The 16,921-nt window shown below is 61.8% G+C and carries 21 protein-coding genes; 12 read left to right on the top strand and 9 right to left on the bottom strand.

The window, feature by feature from the left end; translation table 11 throughout:
- Nucleotides 1-16: 16 nt before the first annotated feature.
- On the bottom strand, nt 17-355 hold the full coding sequence (locus RAK1035_RS02360) for an ArsR/SmtB family transcription factor (protein WP_008279298.1): 339 nt from the start codon (nt 353-355) through the stop codon (nt 17-19).
- A gap of 262 nt (nt 356-617) precedes the next feature.
- Here RAK1035_RS02360 and RAK1035_RS02355 point away from each other — a divergent pair, with 262 nt between their 5' ends.
- From RAK1035_RS02355 to RAK1035_RS02335, 5 genes are all read left to right on the top strand, one after another.
- On the top strand, nt 618-1,250 hold the full coding sequence (locus RAK1035_RS02355; protein ID WP_008279297.1) for an ATP-dependent Clp protease proteolytic subunit: 633 nt from the start codon (nt 618-620) through the stop codon (nt 1,248-1,250).
- A 146-nt stretch (nt 1,251-1,396) separates the two neighbouring features.
- Nucleotides 1,397-2,665 carry an ATP-dependent Clp protease ATP-binding subunit ClpX gene (gene clpX, locus RAK1035_RS02350; RefSeq protein ID WP_008279296.1) on the top strand — a complete coding sequence of 423 codons (1,269 nt, stop codon included), beginning with the start codon at nt 1,397-1,399 and terminating at the stop codon, nt 2,663-2,665.
- A 159-nt stretch (nt 2,666-2,824) separates the two neighbouring features.
- Nucleotides 2,825-3,208, top strand: coding sequence for an NADH:ubiquinone oxidoreductase subunit NDUFA12 (locus RAK1035_RS02345; RefSeq protein WP_008279295.1), 384 nt, complete (start codon nt 2,825-2,827; stop codon nt 3,206-3,208).
- Nucleotides 3,209-3,218: 10 nt separating this feature from the next.
- Nucleotides 3,219-3,680, top strand: coding sequence for an outer membrane lipid asymmetry maintenance protein MlaD (gene mlaD, locus RAK1035_RS02340; RefSeq protein ID WP_008279294.1), 462 nt, complete (start codon nt 3,219-3,221; stop codon nt 3,678-3,680).
- Nucleotides 3,677-4,036, top strand: a complete 360-nt coding sequence (locus tag RAK1035_RS02335; RefSeq protein WP_037296714.1) for a DUF2155 domain-containing protein — start codon at nt 3,677-3,679, stop codon at nt 4,034-4,036. The genes mlaD and RAK1035_RS02335 overlap by 4 nt, the downstream gene beginning before the upstream one ends.
- Here RAK1035_RS02335 and aat read toward each other — a convergent pair.
- Nucleotides 4,003-4,644 (bottom strand): leucyl/phenylalanyl-tRNA--protein transferase, encoded by a 642-nt coding sequence (aat, locus tag RAK1035_RS02330; protein WP_008279292.1) that lies wholly within the window; start codon nt 4,642-4,644, stop codon nt 4,003-4,005. The genes RAK1035_RS02335 and aat overlap by 34 nt on opposite strands.
- Nucleotides 4,645-4,735: 91 nt before the next feature.
- Between aat and RAK1035_RS02325 the strand changes: the two genes are divergently transcribed.
- Nucleotides 4,736-5,422: a class I SAM-dependent methyltransferase gene (locus tag RAK1035_RS02325; RefSeq protein WP_008279291.1), complete on the top strand. Its 687-nt coding sequence runs from the start codon at nt 4,736-4,738 to the stop codon at nt 5,420-5,422.
- 27 nt (nt 5,423-5,449) lie between these two features.
- Here RAK1035_RS02325 and RAK1035_RS02320 read toward each other — a convergent pair whose 3' ends face one another.
- The gene (locus RAK1035_RS02320) at nt 5,450-5,863 is read right to left on the bottom strand and encodes a PaaI family thioesterase (RefSeq protein WP_008279290.1); all 414 of its coding nucleotides are present in this window, start codon (nt 5,861-5,863) and stop codon (nt 5,450-5,452) included.
- A 90-nt stretch (nt 5,864-5,953) separates the two neighbouring features.
- Between RAK1035_RS02320 and RAK1035_RS02315 the strand changes: the two genes are divergently transcribed.
- The gene (locus tag RAK1035_RS02315) at nt 5,954-6,820 is read left to right on the top strand and encodes a LytTR family DNA-binding domain-containing protein (protein ID WP_008279289.1); all 867 of its coding nucleotides are present in this window, start codon (nt 5,954-5,956) and stop codon (nt 6,818-6,820) included.
- Here the strand turns inward: RAK1035_RS02315 and pdeM are convergent.
- From pdeM to RAK1035_RS02300, 3 genes are read right to left on the bottom strand one after another with little or no spacing between them, the layout of a single operon-like run.
- Nucleotides 6,808-7,485 (bottom strand): ligase-associated DNA damage response endonuclease PdeM, encoded by a 678-nt coding sequence (pdeM, locus tag RAK1035_RS02310; RefSeq protein WP_008279288.1) that lies wholly within the window; start codon nt 7,483-7,485, stop codon nt 6,808-6,810. The two genes, RAK1035_RS02315 and pdeM, sit on opposite strands and share 13 nt — an antisense overlap.
- A 43-nt stretch (nt 7,486-7,528) precedes the next feature.
- Nucleotides 7,529-9,937: a ligase-associated DNA damage response DEXH box helicase gene (locus RAK1035_RS02305; RefSeq protein WP_008279287.1), complete on the bottom strand. Its 2,409-nt coding sequence runs from the start codon at nt 9,935-9,937 to the stop codon at nt 7,529-7,531.
- A gap of 44 nt (nt 9,938-9,981) precedes the next feature.
- Complete coding sequence (locus RAK1035_RS02300; protein ID WP_037296707.1) at nt 9,982-10,683, bottom strand: response regulator; 702 nt, start codon at nt 10,681-10,683, stop codon at nt 9,982-9,984.
- A gap of 147 nt (nt 10,684-10,830) precedes the next feature.
- Between RAK1035_RS02300 and mce the strand changes: the two genes are divergently transcribed.
- Nucleotides 10,831-11,235, top strand: a complete 405-nt coding sequence (gene mce / locus RAK1035_RS02295) for a methylmalonyl-CoA epimerase (protein WP_008279285.1) — start codon at nt 10,831-10,833, stop codon at nt 11,233-11,235.
- On the top strand, nt 11,235-11,519 hold the full coding sequence (locus RAK1035_RS02290; protein WP_008279284.1) for a DUF1467 family protein: 285 nt from the start codon (nt 11,235-11,237) through the stop codon (nt 11,517-11,519). The genes mce and RAK1035_RS02290 overlap by 1 nt, the downstream gene beginning before the upstream one ends.
- On the opposite strand, the gene RAK1035_RS02285 is transcribed toward RAK1035_RS02290, so the two are convergent.
- Entirely contained in the window at nt 11,485-12,192 is a 708-nt protein-coding gene (locus tag RAK1035_RS02285) for an EI24 domain-containing protein (protein WP_008279283.1), read from the bottom strand. The two genes, RAK1035_RS02290 and RAK1035_RS02285, sit on opposite strands and share 35 nt — an antisense overlap.
- On the bottom strand, nt 12,189-12,767 hold the full coding sequence (locus RAK1035_RS02280; RefSeq protein ID WP_008279282.1) for a nitroreductase family protein: 579 nt from the start codon (nt 12,765-12,767) through the stop codon (nt 12,189-12,191). Before RAK1035_RS02280 ends, RAK1035_RS02285 begins: the two co-directional genes overlap by 4 nt.
- A 113-nt stretch (nt 12,768-12,880) precedes the next feature.
- On the opposite strand from RAK1035_RS02280, the gene RAK1035_RS02275 reads away from it, so the two are divergent.
- The gene (locus RAK1035_RS02275) at nt 12,881-13,135 is read left to right on the top strand and encodes a DUF167 domain-containing protein (protein ID WP_008279281.1); all 255 of its coding nucleotides are present in this window, start codon (nt 12,881-12,883) and stop codon (nt 13,133-13,135) included.
- On the opposite strand, the gene RAK1035_RS02270 is transcribed toward RAK1035_RS02275, so the two are convergent.
- A complete protein-coding gene (locus tag RAK1035_RS02270; protein WP_008279280.1) occupies nt 13,123-13,908 on the bottom strand; it encodes a DeoR/GlpR family DNA-binding transcription regulator in 786 nt (261 codons plus the stop codon). The genes RAK1035_RS02275 and RAK1035_RS02270 overlap by 13 nt on opposite strands.
- 238 nt (nt 13,909-14,146) lie before the next feature.
- Here RAK1035_RS02270 and glpD point away from each other — a divergent pair, with 238 nt between their 5' ends.
- A complete protein-coding gene (gene glpD, locus RAK1035_RS02265; protein ID WP_008279279.1) occupies nt 14,147-15,808 on the top strand; it encodes a glycerol-3-phosphate dehydrogenase in 1,662 nt (553 codons plus the stop codon).
- 16 nt (nt 15,809-15,824) lie between these two features.
- Nucleotides 15,825-16,913, top strand: a complete 1,089-nt coding sequence (locus RAK1035_RS02260) for an ABC transporter ATP-binding protein (protein ID WP_008279278.1) — start codon at nt 15,825-15,827, stop codon at nt 16,911-16,913.
- Nucleotides 16,914-16,921: the final 8 nt, after the last annotated feature.

Below are 16,921 nucleotides of genomic sequence, written 5' to 3'. Positions count from 1 at the left end.
TGGCGGTCGCGCGGTTTTAGGGTTTGGGCGCGCAGAACAATTCGTAGACGACTTCGAGCACCTTGCGAGGTCGGTCATCGGCAAGGCTGTAATAAATGGTCTTGCCGTCACGCCGAGCGGTCACTAGCCCCTCAAGGCGCAAGCGTGATAACTGCTGCGACACCGCAGCCTGGCGCGCCGAGAGCAAGGTTTCCAACTCGGTCACAGACCGCTCACCAGACACCAGATGACAGAGAATCATCAACCGCCCCTCATGGCTTATGGCCTTGAGGAAATTGGCGGCGGTGGTCGCATTTTCGACCATGCGATCCATTTCGGCGGCGTCGAGCGTGTCATCGAGAATGGGAAGCGGCATTTTTCTAGGATCCTGATGCTGATTTGGGTGTATCTAGGTCGTTTTTGCCGGATGTGCAAAACTTGGCCGCATTTGCGCGCGAAAAAGTGAGCAGATGTGGCGCGCAAAGCGCCATCGCTCAGGGGCTCTGCTACAAAATCGAGCGATGCCCTTGCAGCCCCTTGGGCGCAACACTAAGACTCCTTTAGGAACTGACCGGCTATGGTCGGAGTGATTGACAAAGCCTGACGGCAACGGTCGGGCGCAGGACAGGCGGGCTGTAATGAAAGACCCTATGGACATCTACATGAACACCCTCGTGCCGATGGTGGTCGAACAGACCAGCCGGGGCGAGCGGGCGTATGATATTTTCTCGCGCCTGCTTAAAGAGCGGATCATTTTTCTGAGCGGCCCGGTGCATGACGGCATGTCAAGCCTGATCGTGGCACAGCTCTTGCATCTCGAGGCTGAAAATCCCTCCAAGGAAATCAGCATGTACATCAACAGCCCCGGCGGGGTCGTGACCTCGGGACTGTCGATTTATGATACGATGCAATACATCAAGCCCAAGGTCAGCACGCTGGTCGTGGGTCAGGCGGCCAGCATGGGCAGTCTGTTGTTGACCGCCGGCGAGCCGGGGATGCGTTTCTCGCTGCCCAATAGCCGCGTCATGGTGCACCAGCCCTCGGGCGGGTATCAGGGGCAGGCGACCGATATCATGATCCATGCGCGCGAGACGCAAAAGCTCAAGGATCGGTTGAACGAGATTTATGTCAAGCACACCGGCCAGACCCTGAAAAAGGTCGAAGAGGCGCTGGAGCGCGACAATTTCATGTCCCCCGAAGAGGCCAAGGCCTGGGGCTTGATCGACGAGATCGTGGCCAATCGCGACAAGGGCGACGAAGCCGCGAAGTAAACGTGATCCGGCCCAACGGCGGGCCGGATATTTTCGGATTGTGGTGCCATACGGCCTGACTTAAGCTGAAGGGTAGCACAGATCACAGACGAGGCCCCGCGCGGGGCGCATGCACGGCAGACGGCGCAGGGCCCGAAAGGTACGGAATGGCGAATAACTCAGGCGGCGACAGCAAGAACACGCTCTATTGCAGCTTTTGCGGCAAAAGCCAGCATGAGGTGCGCAAACTGATCGCAGGGCCGACCGTGTTCATCTGTGATGAATGTGTCGAACTCTGCATGGATATCATCCGCGAAGAGACCAAGACCGCCGGTATCAAGTCGAGTGAGGGGATTCCCGCACCGCGCGATATCTGCAAGGTGCTGGATGATTACGTGATCGGTCAGGCGCGCGCCAAAAAGGTTCTGTCTGTGGCGGTGCATAACCACTACAAACGGCTGAACAATTCCGGCAAGAGCGATATCGAACTCAGCAAATCCAACATCCTGCTGATCGGCCCCACGGGCTGCGGCAAGACCTTGCTGGCGCAGACCTTGGCGCGAATCCTCGACGTGCCCTTTACCATGGCCGATGCCACGACCTTGACCGAGGCTGGTTATGTCGGCGAGGATGTCGAGAATATCATTCTCAAGCTGCTCCAGTCATCCGAGTATAATGTCGAGCGCGCGCAGCGTGGCATCGTCTATATCGACGAGGTTGATAAGATCACGCGCAAGTCCGAGAATCCCTCGATCACGCGCGACGTGTCGGGCGAAGGCGTGCAACAGGCGCTCTTGAAGCTGATGGAGGGCACAGTGGCCGCCGTGCCCCCACAGGGCGGGCGCAAGCATCCGCAGCAGGAATTCCTGCAAGTGGACACGACAAACATCCTCTTTATCTGCGGCGGCGCCTTTGCCGGTCTGGACAAGATCATCGCGCAACGGGGCAAGGGCAGCGCCATGGGCTTTGGGGCTGATGTGCGTGATAATGACGCGCGCGGCGTCGGCGAAATCTTTACCGATCTCGAGCCGGAGGACCTGCTCAAGTTTGGCCTTATCCCTGAATTCGTGGGCCGTTTGCCGGTGATCGCAACGCTGGAAGACCTCGACGAAGAGGCGCTTGTGACGATCTTGACCCAGCCCAAGAACGCACTGGTCAAGCAGTATCAGCGCCTGTTTGAGCTGGAAGGCGCACAGCTGAGCTTTACCGAGGACGCGCTCAAAGCTGTGGCAAAGCGTGCCATTGCCCGCAAGACAGGCGCACGCGGCCTGCGCTCGATTCTCGAAGATATCCTGCTGGACACGATGTTTGAATTGCCGAGCATGTCCCATGTCGAAGAAGTTGTGGTCAACGAAGAGGCGGTCAATTCCGATGCCGCGCCGCTGGTCATCTACGCCGAAAGCAAGGGCAAGAAGGAAGGTGCCAGCGCGGGCTGATCCCGCCTGCCGTGCCAACCCAAAATCGAATCAAAAAGCCCGCAACAGCCGTGTTGCGGGCTTTTTGTTGGGGCCCCTGTCCTGTCATGCGGTGTTGCGGGCACTGGACCTTCGCCATCAAATCCGCCATATCGGGATTGAATGATGTCGGAGGGTCGAATGGGCATTCTCAACACCTTGCTGCGCGCCGTTACTTGGTGGAACGGGCAGACACTCAATACGCAGCTCTACACTTGGCGCAATGGCGTCAGGGTGGGTGAGGATGCGCAGGGCAATGTGTTTTATCGCACCCGCGACGACAAGCGCCGCTGGGTAATCTTCAATGGCGAGGCCGAGGCAAGCCGCGTTGATCCCGATTGGCACGGTTGGCTGCATCATACCTATAAAGAGCCGCCGACCGACAAACCACTTGCCCATAAGCCTTGGGAAAAGCCGCATAGCGAGAATCTGACCGGCACGCCGCTGGCCTATGCACCCGCAGGGTCCATCCGCCGCGCAGCGCCCGCAGAGCGGCGCGATTACGAGGCATGGTCACCGGAATAGGGACAGGAAAATGTCTGAGAGTAAAGCCGAGGTTCTGGTTGGCGGCGTGGTTCTGGCTGTCGCAGTCGGATTTTTGATCTATGCGGGCAAGACCACCGGCATGACCACGGGCAGCGCGCGTGAATATCAACTGAGCGCCAGTTTTCGCAGCGCTGATGGCGTCAGCGTGGGCACCGATGTGCGTCTGGCCGGGGTCAAGGTTGGCCGGGTCACGCAGATCGCGCTTGACCCGGAAACCTACCGCGCCAAGACGACCTTTACCGTGCAAGAAGGCATCAACGTGCCCGATGACAGCGCCGTTGCGATTTCCTCTGAGGGGCTGTTGGGGGGCAATTACGTTGAAATCATGCCGGGCGGCTCGCCCTTTGCTGTCGAACCGGGCTCTGAGATCGAATTCACCCAAGGGTCGGTCAGCCTTGTATCGCTGCTGATGAAATTCGTCTCGGGCGGCGAGGGAGAGACGGCGCAATGAGAGCGCTCTGGCTTGCTCTTATGCTCTGTCTAGGCGCGGGCGTGGGAACGGCGCAGGAAGTGGCGGCAGTTGCACAAGGCGCGTTGTTGCGTGGCCTCGACAAGATCAACGGCAGCGCACAGGATCTGGAACTGGCCAACGGACAATCGGGCGTGTTTGGCTCGCTCGACGTGGTCTTGGGCGAGTGCCGGTATCCCCAAGACGACCCGGCCGCAGACGCCTATGCCTATCTGACAATTTCCGAACAGGCGGGTGGCGCGGTGATCTTTTCCGGCTGGATGCTGGCCTCTTCTCCGGCGCTGAATGCGTTGGAACATCCGCGCTATGACATCTGGGTCCTGCGCTGCAAGATCTGACGCGGATCAGGATCGAACGCAGGGCGGGTGATATCCGCCTCCTCCTCCATCGCATCCTCCAAAAGCGCGCGATATTGCGTGCGCGGAATTTCCAACGCGCCTAGCCGCCCCAGATGCGGCGTGATGAACTGTGTATCGAACAGGCGAAATCCACAGAGGGCAAGATGGTCGGTCAAATGTGCGAGGGCGAGTTTCGACGCGTCGGTGCGCCGTGAAAACATGCTCTCGCCAAAAAAGGCCGCGCCAAGGGCCACGCCATAGACCCCGCCAACCAAGTGCCCCTCTTGCCAGATTTCCAGCGAATGACCATAGCCCTGACGATGCAGTGCCATATAGGCGCGGTGGATTGGCGGGCTGATCCACGTATCGGCGCGGTCGGCGCAACCGCGCAGCACCGCCTCGAAATCACGGTCAAGCGTGGCCTCATAGCGGCCTTGCCGCATCCGGCGCGCCAGCGACCGTGAAATGTGGAACCCATCAAGCGGCAGAATCCCCCGGCGGTGCGGATCAACCCAGAACACCTCGGGATCGTCGCGGCGTTCCGACATGGGAAACACACCAGAGGCATAGGCCTGAAGCAAGAGAGCGGGTGTCAGGGGTGTTGTCATGGGCCTGCGTACTGAACCAAATCGCGCTTAAGGGTTTGCTATCTTTTGTCATGTTACAAGACCAAAGGCGATACAGGCTGATGGGTGTGTGATGACGATCATGGGGTATGGGTTCAAACGGCAGGCGGGCGATGACAAAACCGGCGGCTTGAACCGGGCGCAGGCGCGGCATGCGCTGTTGGTGGATAGCTATCGCCACGCGATTGCCGATTCGACGGTGATGCTGATCGGGGCTGGCGATGGGGCATGGTGCTATGCGCTGGCGGCGGCGGGGGCCTTGCAGGTGGTGGGGATCGAAACGGATGCCACAATGGTCGAGCGGTTTGGCCGGCTGCCCGATGTCGGATTGCGCGAGCGGATTGATCTGCGCTCTGCCGATCCGGTCGAGGAAATCCGATCCGAGGTGCGGGCCGGGCGGCAATATGATGTGATTGTGCTTTTTGATCTCTTGGAAAAGGTGGCCGACCTGCATGATCTTTTTGAATTGATCCGGGATCTGCACCCGCGCCTCGTGGTGGTGGATGGCCGATTTGTCGATACCGAAGATCCGGTTCTGTGGATTGACCGCACGCGCGAGGCGGTGGCAGGGCGCGCGCGCCCGGCGCTTGTGCCGGGGCGGGGGGCGGTTGCCATGGTGGCCTATGATACCGGCTTTGATCTTGATTGGATCGACTGGTCCGTGCTCGACCCAGAGGTGCGGATCGGGCTGGAAGATTACTATGTCACAGGGCTGGGAATGCGCGCGAGTTTCACCCTGACCCCGGAAATCACAGCCTGACGGCGCGTGGTGGTTCCTCGTCCACACTCAGACCGGGATCATCGTGCCGGTGAGCAGGGCAATATGGGTCTCAACCCCATCCTGCACCGCATAGACATCCGCCTGCACGATCACAAGGCGACGCCCGGGCTTGATCACCCTGCCACGGGCAATCAGGCGCTCTCCTTGCGCTGGGGCGAGCAGGTTGATTTTCATCTCGGTGGTCAGCACCTCGGCCCCGTCGGCCATCAGGCTGAGCGCGGCATAGCCCGCCGCACTGTCACCAATGGCAAAGGTCAGACCGGCATGGCCAAAGCCGTGTTGTTGCCGGCTGCCGGGCAGAATGGGGGCCTCGATCACCGTGGCCCCGTCAGAAAGGGCCACAAGACGCGCGCCCAAGGTGGTCATCATCGCCTGCGCGGCAAAGCTGCGGCGAATTTTCTGTTCAATGTCAGGGGACATTTTCCGAGGCTTTCCCATTGTTTATGATGTCACGTTACGTTGACAGTAAATTGAACCACTCTGGCGACGTTAGGTTGGACTAGAGCAATCATGCTGATAAATGCATATGAAATGGGAACGGACAAGGGTGGCACGTTGAACTGGTCTGATCTGCGCCTGCATTTTGTGGATACGTTTTCACTGCTGTTCTCGTCCGTGACATTCTATGTTTGGACGGCCACATTGGGCTTTGCGGTTCTGGCCGGCCCGTTCGGAAGCTATGATACAATGAGCTGGCCGATCCGCACCGCCTATTGGGCTGCGGTCATCACGGCGGCCATCCTGGTTGGCTTTGCTGCCCGGGCGACCATGCGGGCGCTCTTGGGGGGGCGGCATCCGGCGCTTTTCGATCTTGGCGCAAGTTTTCTTGTCGGCATCGCCCTTGGTCCGTTGATCTGGTTTCTGCGCGGCTGGATGGACCCGATTTTGGCGCATGAGGATCTGAACCCGATCAAGATTACCCTCAACAGCTTTCTGATTGCCTGCGGGGTTTTTGTTGTGCGGCGGCAAATCGGTGCCGAGGCGCCGACCAGCTATTGGTCGCGCTCTGCGACCAAGCCGGAGACGCCCGCGCAAACCCGGTTGCATCGGCGGCTGTCCTGCCCGCCTTTTGCCGAAATACACCGTCTGTCCGCCAATAACCATTATGTCGAGGTGGCAACCAGCGACGGCATCGAAACGCTGCGCTTGCGCCTTGTCGATGCGATCGAAGAGATGGAGCCGGTTGCGGGCATTTGCACCCATCGGTCGCACTGGGTTGCTTTTGCTGCCATCAGCGGCACCGAGCGCGAGAGCGGCGGCAAGATATTCCTGCTGCTCAAGAATGGCGACCGCGTGCCAGTCAGCCGAAAATACCGCCCCAACCTCGAGGCGGCGGGGGTGATCGACAGTCTCGATGCGGTGTTTCAGGCGCGATAAGTGCCGCGGGGCATGGGCACCGCATGGGCCATGGCCCCGGTCAGCACCGCCACCGCATCCCGCCGCATCAGCCCGGTAAGCACCGGATCGTCAGACCAGAGACCGCCGGTATAGGTGCCAAACGCGGGCAGAATGATCCGGTCGCTGTCGATCAAAAAGGCGGGGCGGCTCAGGCTGCGGCCCTTGAGGGCCAGCCGCACCTTGGGGTGATAATGCCCCGAGATTTCACCGCTGTGCCCCGCGCGGGCGATATGGCGAAACAACAGCGGCGGCACCGGCAGTTCGGCCATATGTGCCCCGCCAAGGTCAATCGGACCCGGATCGTGATTGCCCTCGATCCAGACCCATCGGCGCCCCGCCTGCAATTTGGCGATCCACAGCTTTTCCGCCTCGGGCAGATGCATGGCGGCGGCACTGTCATCGAAACTGTCACCCAGGCAGATCACGGTCGCCGCCCCGGTGCGGCGCAGATCGCTTTCGAGCCGGGTCAGCGTGTCGCGGGTTTCATAGGGGGGCAGGGGCGGTTCGCCAAGGCGCGCACGCCGCAGTGCCTTGCCCAAATGCAGGTCCGAGACACACAGCAAATTGCGCGCCTCCCAATACAGCGCACCCGAGGGCAAGGCCGTCAACGCCGTTCCAGCGAGGGTGAATCCGTAACCGTTCATGCGGCATTGGTGCCGCTTTGCCGATGAAATGGCAAGACCGTGCTCAGGGTGCAAGACCCGCCGCCGCCAAGAGCCGCGCGCTTTCTTCGGCCAAAAGCCGCTCTTGCGCGGCCCCCTCGACCGGCATCCGGCCCGCTTCAAGGAAGAGTGGCGCCGCAAGCGGGCTGACCCGTGCCAGCCGCCGCAGCGTGATGCGTCCTGCAACGCGCGCCAGCATCTCTTCGATGCGGCCAAAGTCCACCAGCCCGCGCATCGCCTCTTGTCGGGTAATATCGAGCAAAAGATGGTTTGGGTCGTATTTCACCAGCGTGTCATAGAGAATATCCGACGAGAGCGTCGCCTGCCGCCCGTTCTTGCGCGCGCCGGGGGTGTTGCGCTGAATAAGCCCGGCAATCGTGGCCGAGGCCCGAAAAGTGCGCTTCATCACCGCATTGGACATGAGCCAGCTTTCCAGCCCTTCGCGCAGCGCATCGGGGGCAAAGAGGGGGGCCGCATCCGTCACCGGCTCCAGCCCCCAGATCAGCGTGGCGTAATCGGTGGCAACGAAACCCAGCGGCGCAAGGCCCGTCTCCTCCATCCGTTTTGTCACCAAAAGGCCCAGTGTCTGCATCGCGTTGCGCCCGGCAAAGCCGTAGATGCACAGATGTTCGCGCGCCTCATGGGCAAAGCTTTCGATCAGCAGGCTGTCAGGTTCCGGCATTTGCGACACCTGCCGTTGCAGGTGCAGCCAATCGCGCACTGGGGTGGGCAAATCCGGCCAGTCGGGGGCCCCGAGCATGTGCAGGATACGTTCTGACAACTGCGTCGAGGTGGCGAATTTGGTGCCCATATAGGTGGCAATCTTGGGCTTGCGGCCGGGATCACGGCTGACCTCAACCACCATTTCGCGCAGCGATTCAAAGCGCACGATCTGCCCGCCGATCAGGAATGTATCGCCGGGGGTGAGAGTGGCGGCAAAGCCCTCTTCGATTTCCCCCAAGGGTTTGCCGCCGCGCGTCCGCCGCATCCGCACCTTGAGCGTGTCTGTGTCCTGAATGGTGCCGATATTCATACGAATAAGCCGGGCAGAGCGCGGATCACGCAACTGCCAGAGGCTATCGGTGCGCTGTTGCAGGCGCTGCCATTGGTCATAGGCCCGGAGCGCATAGCCCCCCGTGGCGCAGAATTCGAGACAGGCGTCGAACTCGGCACGCGTCAGCTGCGCATAGGCCCCGGCCCCGATCACTTCGGCAAAGAGCACATCCGCCTCGAACGGCCCCGCACAGGCGCGGATCAGGATATGCTGGCACAGCACATCGCGTGGTCCCGGCCCGCGCGCCTCACCATCCAGATCGCGGGCGCGCACGGCCTCAAGGGCTGCGCGGCATTCCACCACCTCGAACCGGTTGGCAGGCACCAGACGCGCCTTGGACGGGGCATTGTAGCGGTGATTGGCCCGCCCGATCCGCTGCACAAGGCGTTTGACATTCTTGGGCGCGCCCACCTGAATGACAAGATCGACATCGCCCCAATCCAGCCCCAGATCGAGACTGCCGGTGCAAACCACGGCACGCAGATCGCCGCGCACCATCGCCGCCTCGACCCGCTCGCGCTGCACCCGGTCAAGGCTGCCGTGATGGATGCCGATGGGCAGGGCGTCGTCATTGGCAAGCCAGAGGTTGTGAAAGAAAATCTCGGCCTGTGCGCGGGTGTTGTGGAAAATCAGCGTCGTCTTGTGCTGTCGCACCGCATCCAGCACGGCGGGAATGGCATAGGCGGCACCGCCCCCGGCCCAAGGGGGCGGCTCCGTGGTCTCCAACATGGCGATATCTGGCTCCGGCCCCGGATCGGCCATGAGGATCGCGCAATCTGACCTGCCCTGTGCCATGTAGCGCGCGAGGGCAGGCGGGTCCTCGACCGTGGCCGACAGGCCCACGCGCCGCATGTCGGGGCAGAGCGCCTGAAGCCGGGTCAGCGCCAGCATGAGCTGATCGCCGCGCTTGCTCTCGGCCAAGGCATGCACCTCGTCGATCACAACGCGCTTCAGGCCTGCAAAAATGCGCGGCGCATCCTCGTAAGAGGTCAGCAGCGCAAGGCTCTCGGGCGTGGTCAACAGGATATGGGGCGGGTCGGCGCGTTGGCGGCGCTTGGTATGGGCAGAGGTGTCGCCGGTGCGATCCTCGATCCGGATGGGCAGGCCCATTTCCGTCACAGGCGTGGTCAGGTTGCGCCGAATATCCGCCGCGAGCGCCTTGAGCGGCGAGATATAAAGCGTGTGCAGCCCGGCGTGATCGCCCGTTGCCAAATCCGCCAAGGATGGCAGAAACCCCGCCAGCGTCTTGCCCCCGCCTGTGGGCGCGATAAGCAGCGTCGCAGGATCATCCGCCCGCGCCAGCATCTCCGCCTGATGCGGGTGAAGCTGCCAGTTGCGGGCAGAAAACCACGTGGCAAGAGGGGCGGGAAGGGCACACATGACGCCCTATCTAGCGGTGGGCTGCGGCAAAGCAAAGCGGCCTGCTAGAGCGCCGCCTGCGCCGCCAGCCTTGCCGTGATCAGCCCCATGACCCGCGCAATTCCCGCCTCGGGGCAATGCCCGGTCAGCCCTGCCGCGGCCTCGGCCAGACAGGTATCCTCGGCGGCCCGTGCAACGCTGGCCAGAAACTGTGCCGCATAGCTTAGGATGTCGGGCGTGCGATCATGGCTCAGCAGGTTTTGAACATGGTCAAGATCGTCGCGGTACGCCAGCGGATCGGGGTGGATCACCTCGGCCTGCACCGCATAGGGGCCAAGGGGCCGCCGGTCGGCGGGCACATGGCGCAGCACCTCTTGCTGAAAGATGCCAAGGCTCGCCACCGGTTTGAGCAACAGCCCATCGGCCCCGGCCATGCGCGCCCGCGCCTCGGCCCCGGCATCGCCGCTGGTCGCGAGGATCACCCCCACACGGGGCAATGCGCGGGCAAGCTCGGCGATCAGATCCTCGCCGCGCCCATCGGGCAGGCCCAGATCAACGATCACCACCGACGGGCGGTAGACCTGCAAATGCCGCCGCGCCGAGGTCAGGCAATCGGCGCGCCGGATGCGTGCACCGCTGCGCAGACACATCAGGCGCAGCGCCTCTGAGGCAAAGCGACTATCCTCGACCGCCAGAACGGTCATGCCCAAAAGCGGGCGTTGGGAATTGGGGGTGCGCGGGCGCGCAAGGCTGTCAAGATCGGTCATCGGGCGCATCCTTCTGTCACGACATCCCCACAGCATGGCCCGATTGTGGTGAACGCAAGGTTAATGCGCGGGTTGCGTCCCCCTGTCGCTTGTCAGTTCCTGCGTTCATCCCCATAACAGGGGAAATTCATGCGAAAGGATTGCCCCATGATCGGACGCCTCAATCATGTTGCCATCGCCGTGCCGGACCTTACCGCCGCCGCCGATCAGTATCGCCATGCGCTTGGCGCAAAAGTGGGTGCGCCGCAGGACGAGCCGGATCATGGCGTGACCGTGGTTTTCATCGAATTGCCCAATACCAAGATCGAACTGCTCTATCCTTTGGGCGAAAACAGCCCGATCCAAGGGTTTTTGGATAAGAACCCCTCGGGCGGGATTCACCATGTCTGCTATGAGGTCGAGGACATCATTGCCGCGCGTGACCATCTGAAATCCACCGGCGCGCGGGTGCTGGGCAGCGGAGAGCCCAAGATTGGCGCGCATGGCAAGCCGGTATTGTTCCTGCACCCCAAGGATTTCAACGGCTGCCTCGTGGAACTGGAGCAGGTCTAATGGGCGTTACCTCGGCCATCGTGCTCTTTGCCGTGATCTGGTTCATGACGTTTTTCGTCGTGCTGCCGATCCGCATTCAGACCCAAGGGGATCTGGGTCAGATCGTCCCTGGCACCCATGCGGGATCACCCGAACATCACCACCTCAAGAAAAAGGCGTGGATCACCACCGGCATCGCCATCGTGCTCTGGATCATTATCGGCGGCACGATTATTTCGGGAATGATCACGGTGCGCGATCTGGATATGTTCAACCGGATGGCCCCACCCGCCGCGCCTGAGTAGCGTGGAAGATATGGGTAAAGGTGGCCGCGCCCAAGATCGGAATGAGCAGGTTCACCAGCGGGATTGAAAGCGGCATCGCCATCAACACACCAGCCGCCCAAATGGTCAGACGATGTTTCTTGCGCAATGTCTTGGCCCCCGCGCGCCCAACCCGGCGCATGGCGACAAGTTGGAAATATTCCATCCCCAGAAGATAGCCGTTCAAGCCCCAAAAGATGAAAAGCGCAAAGGGCGTGAAAAGCGCGTAGAGAAACAGCGCCACAACATTCGCACCGATGATGACGCCCAAAAAGTTGATCGTGTCGCGCAGCGCCTCACCAAAGGGCACGATGCTGGCCGGGGGCAGATGCGGATAATGCCGGTCCTCCACCGCCTGCGCCACAGTATCGAGAAACATCGAGGTGATGGCAGAGGCGACCGGCACCATCAGGAATACCGACAGAACGATCATCAGCAGGAACGACGCGCCGCTCAAAAGATCGCCCAGCCATGTCACCTCGCCGAGCAGTGGCAGGGTGGTGCTGTCGCCCACAGCCACCTGAATGAGCCAGAGCACACCAGCATAGGCCGCGATCAGCAGGGCCAGCGTCAGACCCACACCCAAGAACAGCACCTTGCGAAAGCGCGGGTCGCCGATCTGACCCAAGGCCTTGAAGAAACTGGCGAAAATCATTCCGAAACCCAAGTGGTGATGGCGTCGATGTCAGGGCGCGGTCGCTCGGGCGGGGCGGCCCCTTCGGTGCCGATATGGAGAAAACCGGCGATACGCTCGTGTTCGGCCAGCCCAAGGGCGGTCTGCGCGAAACCCCGGTCATGGCTGGGCCAACCGCTCAGCCAATTGGCCCCCCAACCTGCGGCAAGGGCAGCATTCAAGAGGCTAAGACAGACGCAGGCCGCCGAATAGGTCTGTTCGATCGCCGGAATCTTGTCCGAGGGTTTCGGGCTCTCGATCACGGCAACCGCCAGATGCGCATCGGCGAATTGCGTCTCGGCCTTGGCGATATCCTCGGGGGATTTGCCCAGCCGCGCGCCTGCTTCGGCCACCAGCCCCGCCAGCCGCACGAGGGCCGCGCGTTCCAGCACGATCAGGCGCCACGGCTCCAGCTTGCCGTGGTCGGGCACGCGGGTGGCTGCGGCCAAGAGCGGGCGCAGGGCGTCGCTGTCGGGCACCGGCAGCCCCAGCGTCTTGGCTGGGCGCGAGCGGCGCGACAGCAGAAAATCAAGGGCGGCGGGATTGGGCGTGGGCATCGGTGTCTTTCTCCTGCAAGGCCCCCCACATGTCGGCAAGCGCGCGCCCGGGGTCAAGCCCCGATGCTGCAAATCCTCTTGGACAGGCTCAAGCCAGCCGCTATTGCACTGCCATGGACATCCCCGACCTCAGCGCATTGGCCCAGCCCGGCACTACCCTTACCCTGCGGGTCACGCCCAAGGCCGCGCGCAATCGCATCGTTGCAGAGGATGACGTGCTGCGGGTCTATGTCACCACCGTGCCCGAGGATGGCAAGGCCAATGCCGCCGTTCAAAAACTCTTGGCCAAGGCGCTGGGCGTGCCAAAATCCCGCCTGACCCTGCTGCGCGGTCACACCAGCCGGGACAAGGTGTTTCAGGTCGACTGACGCTTGCCCGGCATGCCCGCCACCTGCACCCGTGTTCCCCAACCAATACAGTTTTCAGCCAGAGGTGCCGGCAAGGGGCGGTCGGTAAAGACCTGATCGACATCGCGAATAGACCCAAGCCGCACCGGCGCACTGCGCTGGAATTTTGAGTGATCGGCGACCAGAAACACCTCGCGCGAGCGGTTGAGCAGGGTCTGGCCCACCACCACCTCTTGAATGTCGAAATCGAGCATGTCGCCGTCCTCGTCCAGCGCGGAACATCCCAGGATCGCGTAATCGAACTTGAAATTCTCGATGGTGCGCGCGGTCAGATTGCCGACCAAGCCATTGTCGGATCGCCTGAGCGCGCCGCCTGCCACGACAATCTCGCAATCCTTGTTGGTCAGCAGGATTTGCGCCACGTTCATATTGTTGGTGACGACCATGAGGTTGCGATGATCCATCAATTCGCGCGCCACCGCTTCGGTCGTGGTGCCGATGTCCAGAAAGACCGAGGCATTATGTGGAATAGCCGCCGCACAGGCGCGGCCAATTGCGGCCTTGGCAGGCTCATTGAGGCGGCGGCGTTCCTCGTACAGGATATTGGACACGCCAGACGGCAGGATTGCGCCGCCATGCACGCGCTCCAGCTTGCCCGCATTGGCAAGTTCGGTCAGGTCGCGGCGGATGGTTTGAACGGTGACATCAAAGCGTTCTGCGAGATCCTCGACCGTAACCTTGCCTTCGGCGCGGGCAATTTCGAGAATGTCGGGTTGGCGAAAGCTCTGGGACATGGCGGGCCTTGATCGGTTACAGGTTCGATTATGTTCGTTTTGGGGATCTCTGCAAGCAAAGCCTCCGCCGCGCTGCGGCATGGCGGACGAATCGACAGCCCGGATCGCCTGCTGGCGCGGTGTTGGGTGGCAAAATCCGTTCGTTCGCCCGTTGAAGTGAGGTGGGTTTGGAAAATTATTTAATAAAATCAATAGGTGTATTTTAAAAAGAAACAAAACGAACATTCATTCTTGACCGATGTGGTCAAAAAATGGTTCGTTTGCGCTCATCTTACGGTGGGAGGGGCGCGTGTCGCAGGGCCGCGGGAACACAGTGATCGACCTGTTCGTCATCGGCGGCGGCATCAACGGCTGTGGCATCGCCCGTGATGCGGCAGGGCGTGGATTGCGGGTCGAACTGGCCGAGATGAACGATCTCGCTTGGGCCACGTCAAGCGCGTCGACCAAGCTTTTCCATGGCGGCCTGCGCTATCTCGAATATTTCGAAATCCGGCTGGTGCGCGAGGCGCTGATCGAGCGCGAAACGCTGCTGCGTGCGATGCCGCATATCAGCTGGCCCATGCGCTTTGTTCTGCCCTACCACCGCGATATGCGGTTCGAGGGCGAAACGCCGACCTCTCGCATCCTCAATCTGGTCATGCCATGGATGAAGGGGCGGCGGCCCGCTTGGCTGATCCGTCTGGGGCTGTTTCTCTACGATCATCTTGGGGGCCGGAAAATCCTGCCCGCGACCTCTACGCTTGATCTGCGCAAGACGCCCGAGGGCGCGCCGCTCAAGGACAAGTTCACCCGCGCCTATGAATATTCCGACTGCTGGATCGAGGATAGCCGCCTTGTCGTGCTCAATGCACGCGATGCTTCGGCGCGTGGTGCCCGCATCCGCACCCGCACCCGCGTGCAATCAGCCGAGCGTGCGGGCGATCTGTGGCAGGTAACGCTCAAGGATCAGGAAACCGGTATCACCGAGGTGGTGCAGGCACGCGCGCTGGTCAATGCCGCCGGACCTTGGGTCAAGGATGTGATCTCGGGCACGCTGCGCCTTAATTCTGCCGAGGGGGTGCGGCTGGTGCGTGGCAGCCATATCGTGACGCGCCGCCTGTTTGACCATGACAAATGCTATTTCTTTCAGGGCACCGATGGGCGGATCATCTTTGCCATCCCCTATGAGGGGGATTTCACCCTGATCGGCACCACCGATGCCGAACATGGGCAGGCCGATAGCCGCCCGGAATGCACACCGGAAGAGGCTGAGTATCTCTGCCGCTTTGCATCCGAGTATTTCCAGACGCCCGTGACACGCGCTGATATCGTCTGGACCTATTCGGGCGTGCGCCCACTTTATGACGATGGCGCGAAATCCGCCACCGCCGCCACCCGCGACTATGTGCTCACGTTGGCCGAGGGGCCGGGCGCGCCGCTTTTGAACATCTTTGGCGGCAAGATCACCACCTACCGCAAATTGGCCGAGGCAGCGCTGGCCAAACTGCGGCCCTTCTTTCCAGAGGCGGGCCCGGATTGGACCGCAGGCGTCGCCCTGCCGGGGGGTAATTTCCCCGTTGACGGGTTTGACCCGCTGACAGAGAGTCTGCACCGGGCCTATCCGTTTCTGACGGCGGCAGGGGCGCGCCGCTTGGTGCGCGCCTATGGCACCGAGGCGCAGGATATTCTGGGCCAAGCGCGCGAGGCAGCCGATCTTGGCCCCGATTTCGGGGCCGGTTTGACCGGGGCCGAGGTGCGTTGGCAGATGGACCATGAATACGCCCGAACGGCGGCGGATGTGGTCTGGCGGCGCACCCGTTTGGGCCTCAAGATGACCGAGGCGCAGATTGCAGCGCTCGACGACTGGATGCAGCACGAGCGCGGCCTTGATCGGGCTGCCCCCGTGGCTGCCAAGGGATAACGGAGGGATCGACCGCATGGCGCTGACACTCAAGGGGGTATCGAAACGTGTGAACGGGCAGGTGCATATTCACCCGACCGATCTCACGCTCGAGGCTGGCACGATGAACGTGCTTCTGGGGCCGACCCTCTCGGGGAAAACCTCGCTCATGCGCTTGATGGCGGGGCTTGATGTGCCTGCAACAGGCCGCATTCTGTGGAACGGCGCGGATGTGACGGGGATGCGCGTGCAGGATCGCCGCGTGGCCATGGTCTATCAGCAATTCATCAACTACCCCTCGATGACCGTCTACGACAACATCGCTTCGCCCCTGCGCCTGATGGGCAAATCCAGCGCCGAAATCGACGCAGCGGTCAAGAACACCGCCGACCTCATGCAATTGTCCCCGATGCTGGCGCGCAAACCGCTAGAGCTATCGGGCGGCCAGCAACAGCGCTGCGCGCTGGCCCGCGCACTGGTCAAAGAGGCGGGGCTGGTGCTGCTGGATGAGCCGCTGGCAAATCTCGATTACAAGCTGCGCGAGGAATTGCGCGCGGAAATTCCCAAGATTTTCGAGGCGGCTGGCAGCATCTTTGTCTATGCCACAACAGAGCCGGAAGAGGCGCTGCTTTTGGGCGGCAATACCGCAACCCTGTGGGAGGGGCGTGTCACGCAGTTCGGCCCCACGCCGCTGGTCTACCGCCAACCGCGCGATGCCACGACCGCGCGCGTCTTTAGCGATCCGCCGATGAATTTCCTCAGCGTCACCAAGACCGGCAACCGTATCCTCTTTGGTGATGGGCAATCGGCCGAGGCGCTGGGCAGCATGGCCGCTCTGGCGGACGGCACCTATACGGCGGGTTTCCGGCCCAATCATCTGGAACTTGATCGGCATACCGCCGATGCGCTGACCTTTGACACACGCCTCAACGTGACCGAGATCACCGGGTCAGAAACCTTTGTGCATCTGGATCACCATGGCGAGCGCTGGGTGGGTCTTATCCACGGGGTGCGCGATCTGAAACTGGGGGCGGCGTTGCGGGTCTATCTTGATCCGTCGCATGTCTATGTATTCGGGGCAGATGGCGCGCTGGTCGCACCCGCGCCCTATGCCGAGGCGGCGTGAGGGGGAAC

The organism is Roseovarius sp. AK1035 (genome assembly GCF_003288315.1).
GTDB classification, from domain to species: domain Bacteria; phylum Pseudomonadota; class Alphaproteobacteria; order Rhodobacterales; family Rhodobacteraceae; genus Roseovarius; species Roseovarius mucosus_A.
This window is presented reverse-complemented; position numbering and strand designations above follow the sequence as displayed.

Excerpts from the sequence above, each read along its gene's own strand:
- RAK1035_RS02300 (WP_037296707.1), bottom strand. The coding sequence starts at position 10,683 with ATGACCGATCTTGACAGCCTTGCGCGCCCGCGCACCCCCAATTCCCAA.
- RAK1035_RS02260 (WP_008279278.1), top strand. The coding sequence starts at position 15,825 with ATGGCGCTGACACTCAAGGGGGTATCGAAACGTGTGAACGGGCAGGTG.
- RAK1035_RS02285 (WP_008279283.1), bottom strand. The coding sequence starts at position 12,192 with ATGATTTTCGCCAGTTTCTTCAAGGCCTTGGGTCAGATCGGCGACCCG.
- mce (WP_008279285.1), top strand. The coding sequence starts at position 10,831 with ATGATCGGACGCCTCAATCATGTTGCCATCGCCGTGCCGGACCTTACC.
- aat (WP_008279292.1), bottom strand. The coding sequence starts at position 4,644 with ATGACAACACCCCTGACACCCGCTCTCTTGCTTCAGGCCTATGCCTCT.
- RAK1035_RS02360 (WP_008279298.1), bottom strand. The coding sequence starts at position 355 with ATGCCGCTTCCCATTCTCGATGACACGCTCGACGCCGCCGAAATGGAT.
- RAK1035_RS02275 (WP_008279281.1), top strand. The coding sequence starts at position 12,881 with ATGGACATCCCCGACCTCAGCGCATTGGCCCAGCCCGGCACTACCCTT.
- pdeM (WP_008279288.1), bottom strand. The coding sequence starts at position 7,485 with ATGAACGGTTACGGATTCACCCTCGCTGGAACGGCGTTGACGGCCTTG.
- clpX (WP_008279296.1), top strand. The coding sequence starts at position 1,397 with ATGGCGAATAACTCAGGCGGCGACAGCAAGAACACGCTCTATTGCAGC.
- RAK1035_RS02320 (WP_008279290.1), bottom strand. The coding sequence starts at position 5,863 with ATGTCCCCTGACATTGAACAGAAAATTCGCCGCAGCTTTGCCGCGCAG.
- mlaD (WP_008279294.1), top strand. The coding sequence starts at position 3,219 with ATGTCTGAGAGTAAAGCCGAGGTTCTGGTTGGCGGCGTGGTTCTGGCT.
- RAK1035_RS02305 (WP_008279287.1), bottom strand. The coding sequence starts at position 9,937 with ATGTGTGCCCTTCCCGCCCCTCTTGCCACGTGGTTTTCTGCCCGCAAC.
- RAK1035_RS02325 (WP_008279291.1), top strand. The coding sequence starts at position 4,736 with ATGACGATCATGGGGTATGGGTTCAAACGGCAGGCGGGCGATGACAAA.
- RAK1035_RS02280 (WP_008279282.1), bottom strand. The coding sequence starts at position 12,767 with ATGCCCACGCCCAATCCCGCCGCCCTTGATTTTCTGCTGTCGCGCCGC.
- glpD (WP_008279279.1), top strand. The coding sequence starts at position 14,147 with ATGTGGTCAAAAAATGGTTCGTTTGCGCTCATCTTACGGTGGGAGGGG.
- RAK1035_RS02345 (WP_008279295.1), top strand. The coding sequence starts at position 2,825 with ATGGGCATTCTCAACACCTTGCTGCGCGCCGTTACTTGGTGGAACGGG.
- RAK1035_RS02270 (WP_008279280.1), bottom strand. The coding sequence starts at position 13,908 with ATGTCCCAGAGCTTTCGCCAACCCGACATTCTCGAAATTGCCCGCGCC.
- RAK1035_RS02290 (WP_008279284.1), top strand. The coding sequence starts at position 11,235 with ATGGGCGTTACCTCGGCCATCGTGCTCTTTGCCGTGATCTGGTTCATG.
- RAK1035_RS02355 (WP_008279297.1), top strand. The coding sequence starts at position 618 with ATGAAAGACCCTATGGACATCTACATGAACACCCTCGTGCCGATGGTG.
- RAK1035_RS02335 (WP_037296714.1), top strand. The coding sequence starts at position 3,677 with ATGAGAGCGCTCTGGCTTGCTCTTATGCTCTGTCTAGGCGCGGGCGTG.
- RAK1035_RS02315 (WP_008279289.1), top strand. The coding sequence starts at position 5,954 with ATGCTGATAAATGCATATGAAATGGGAACGGACAAGGGTGGCACGTTG.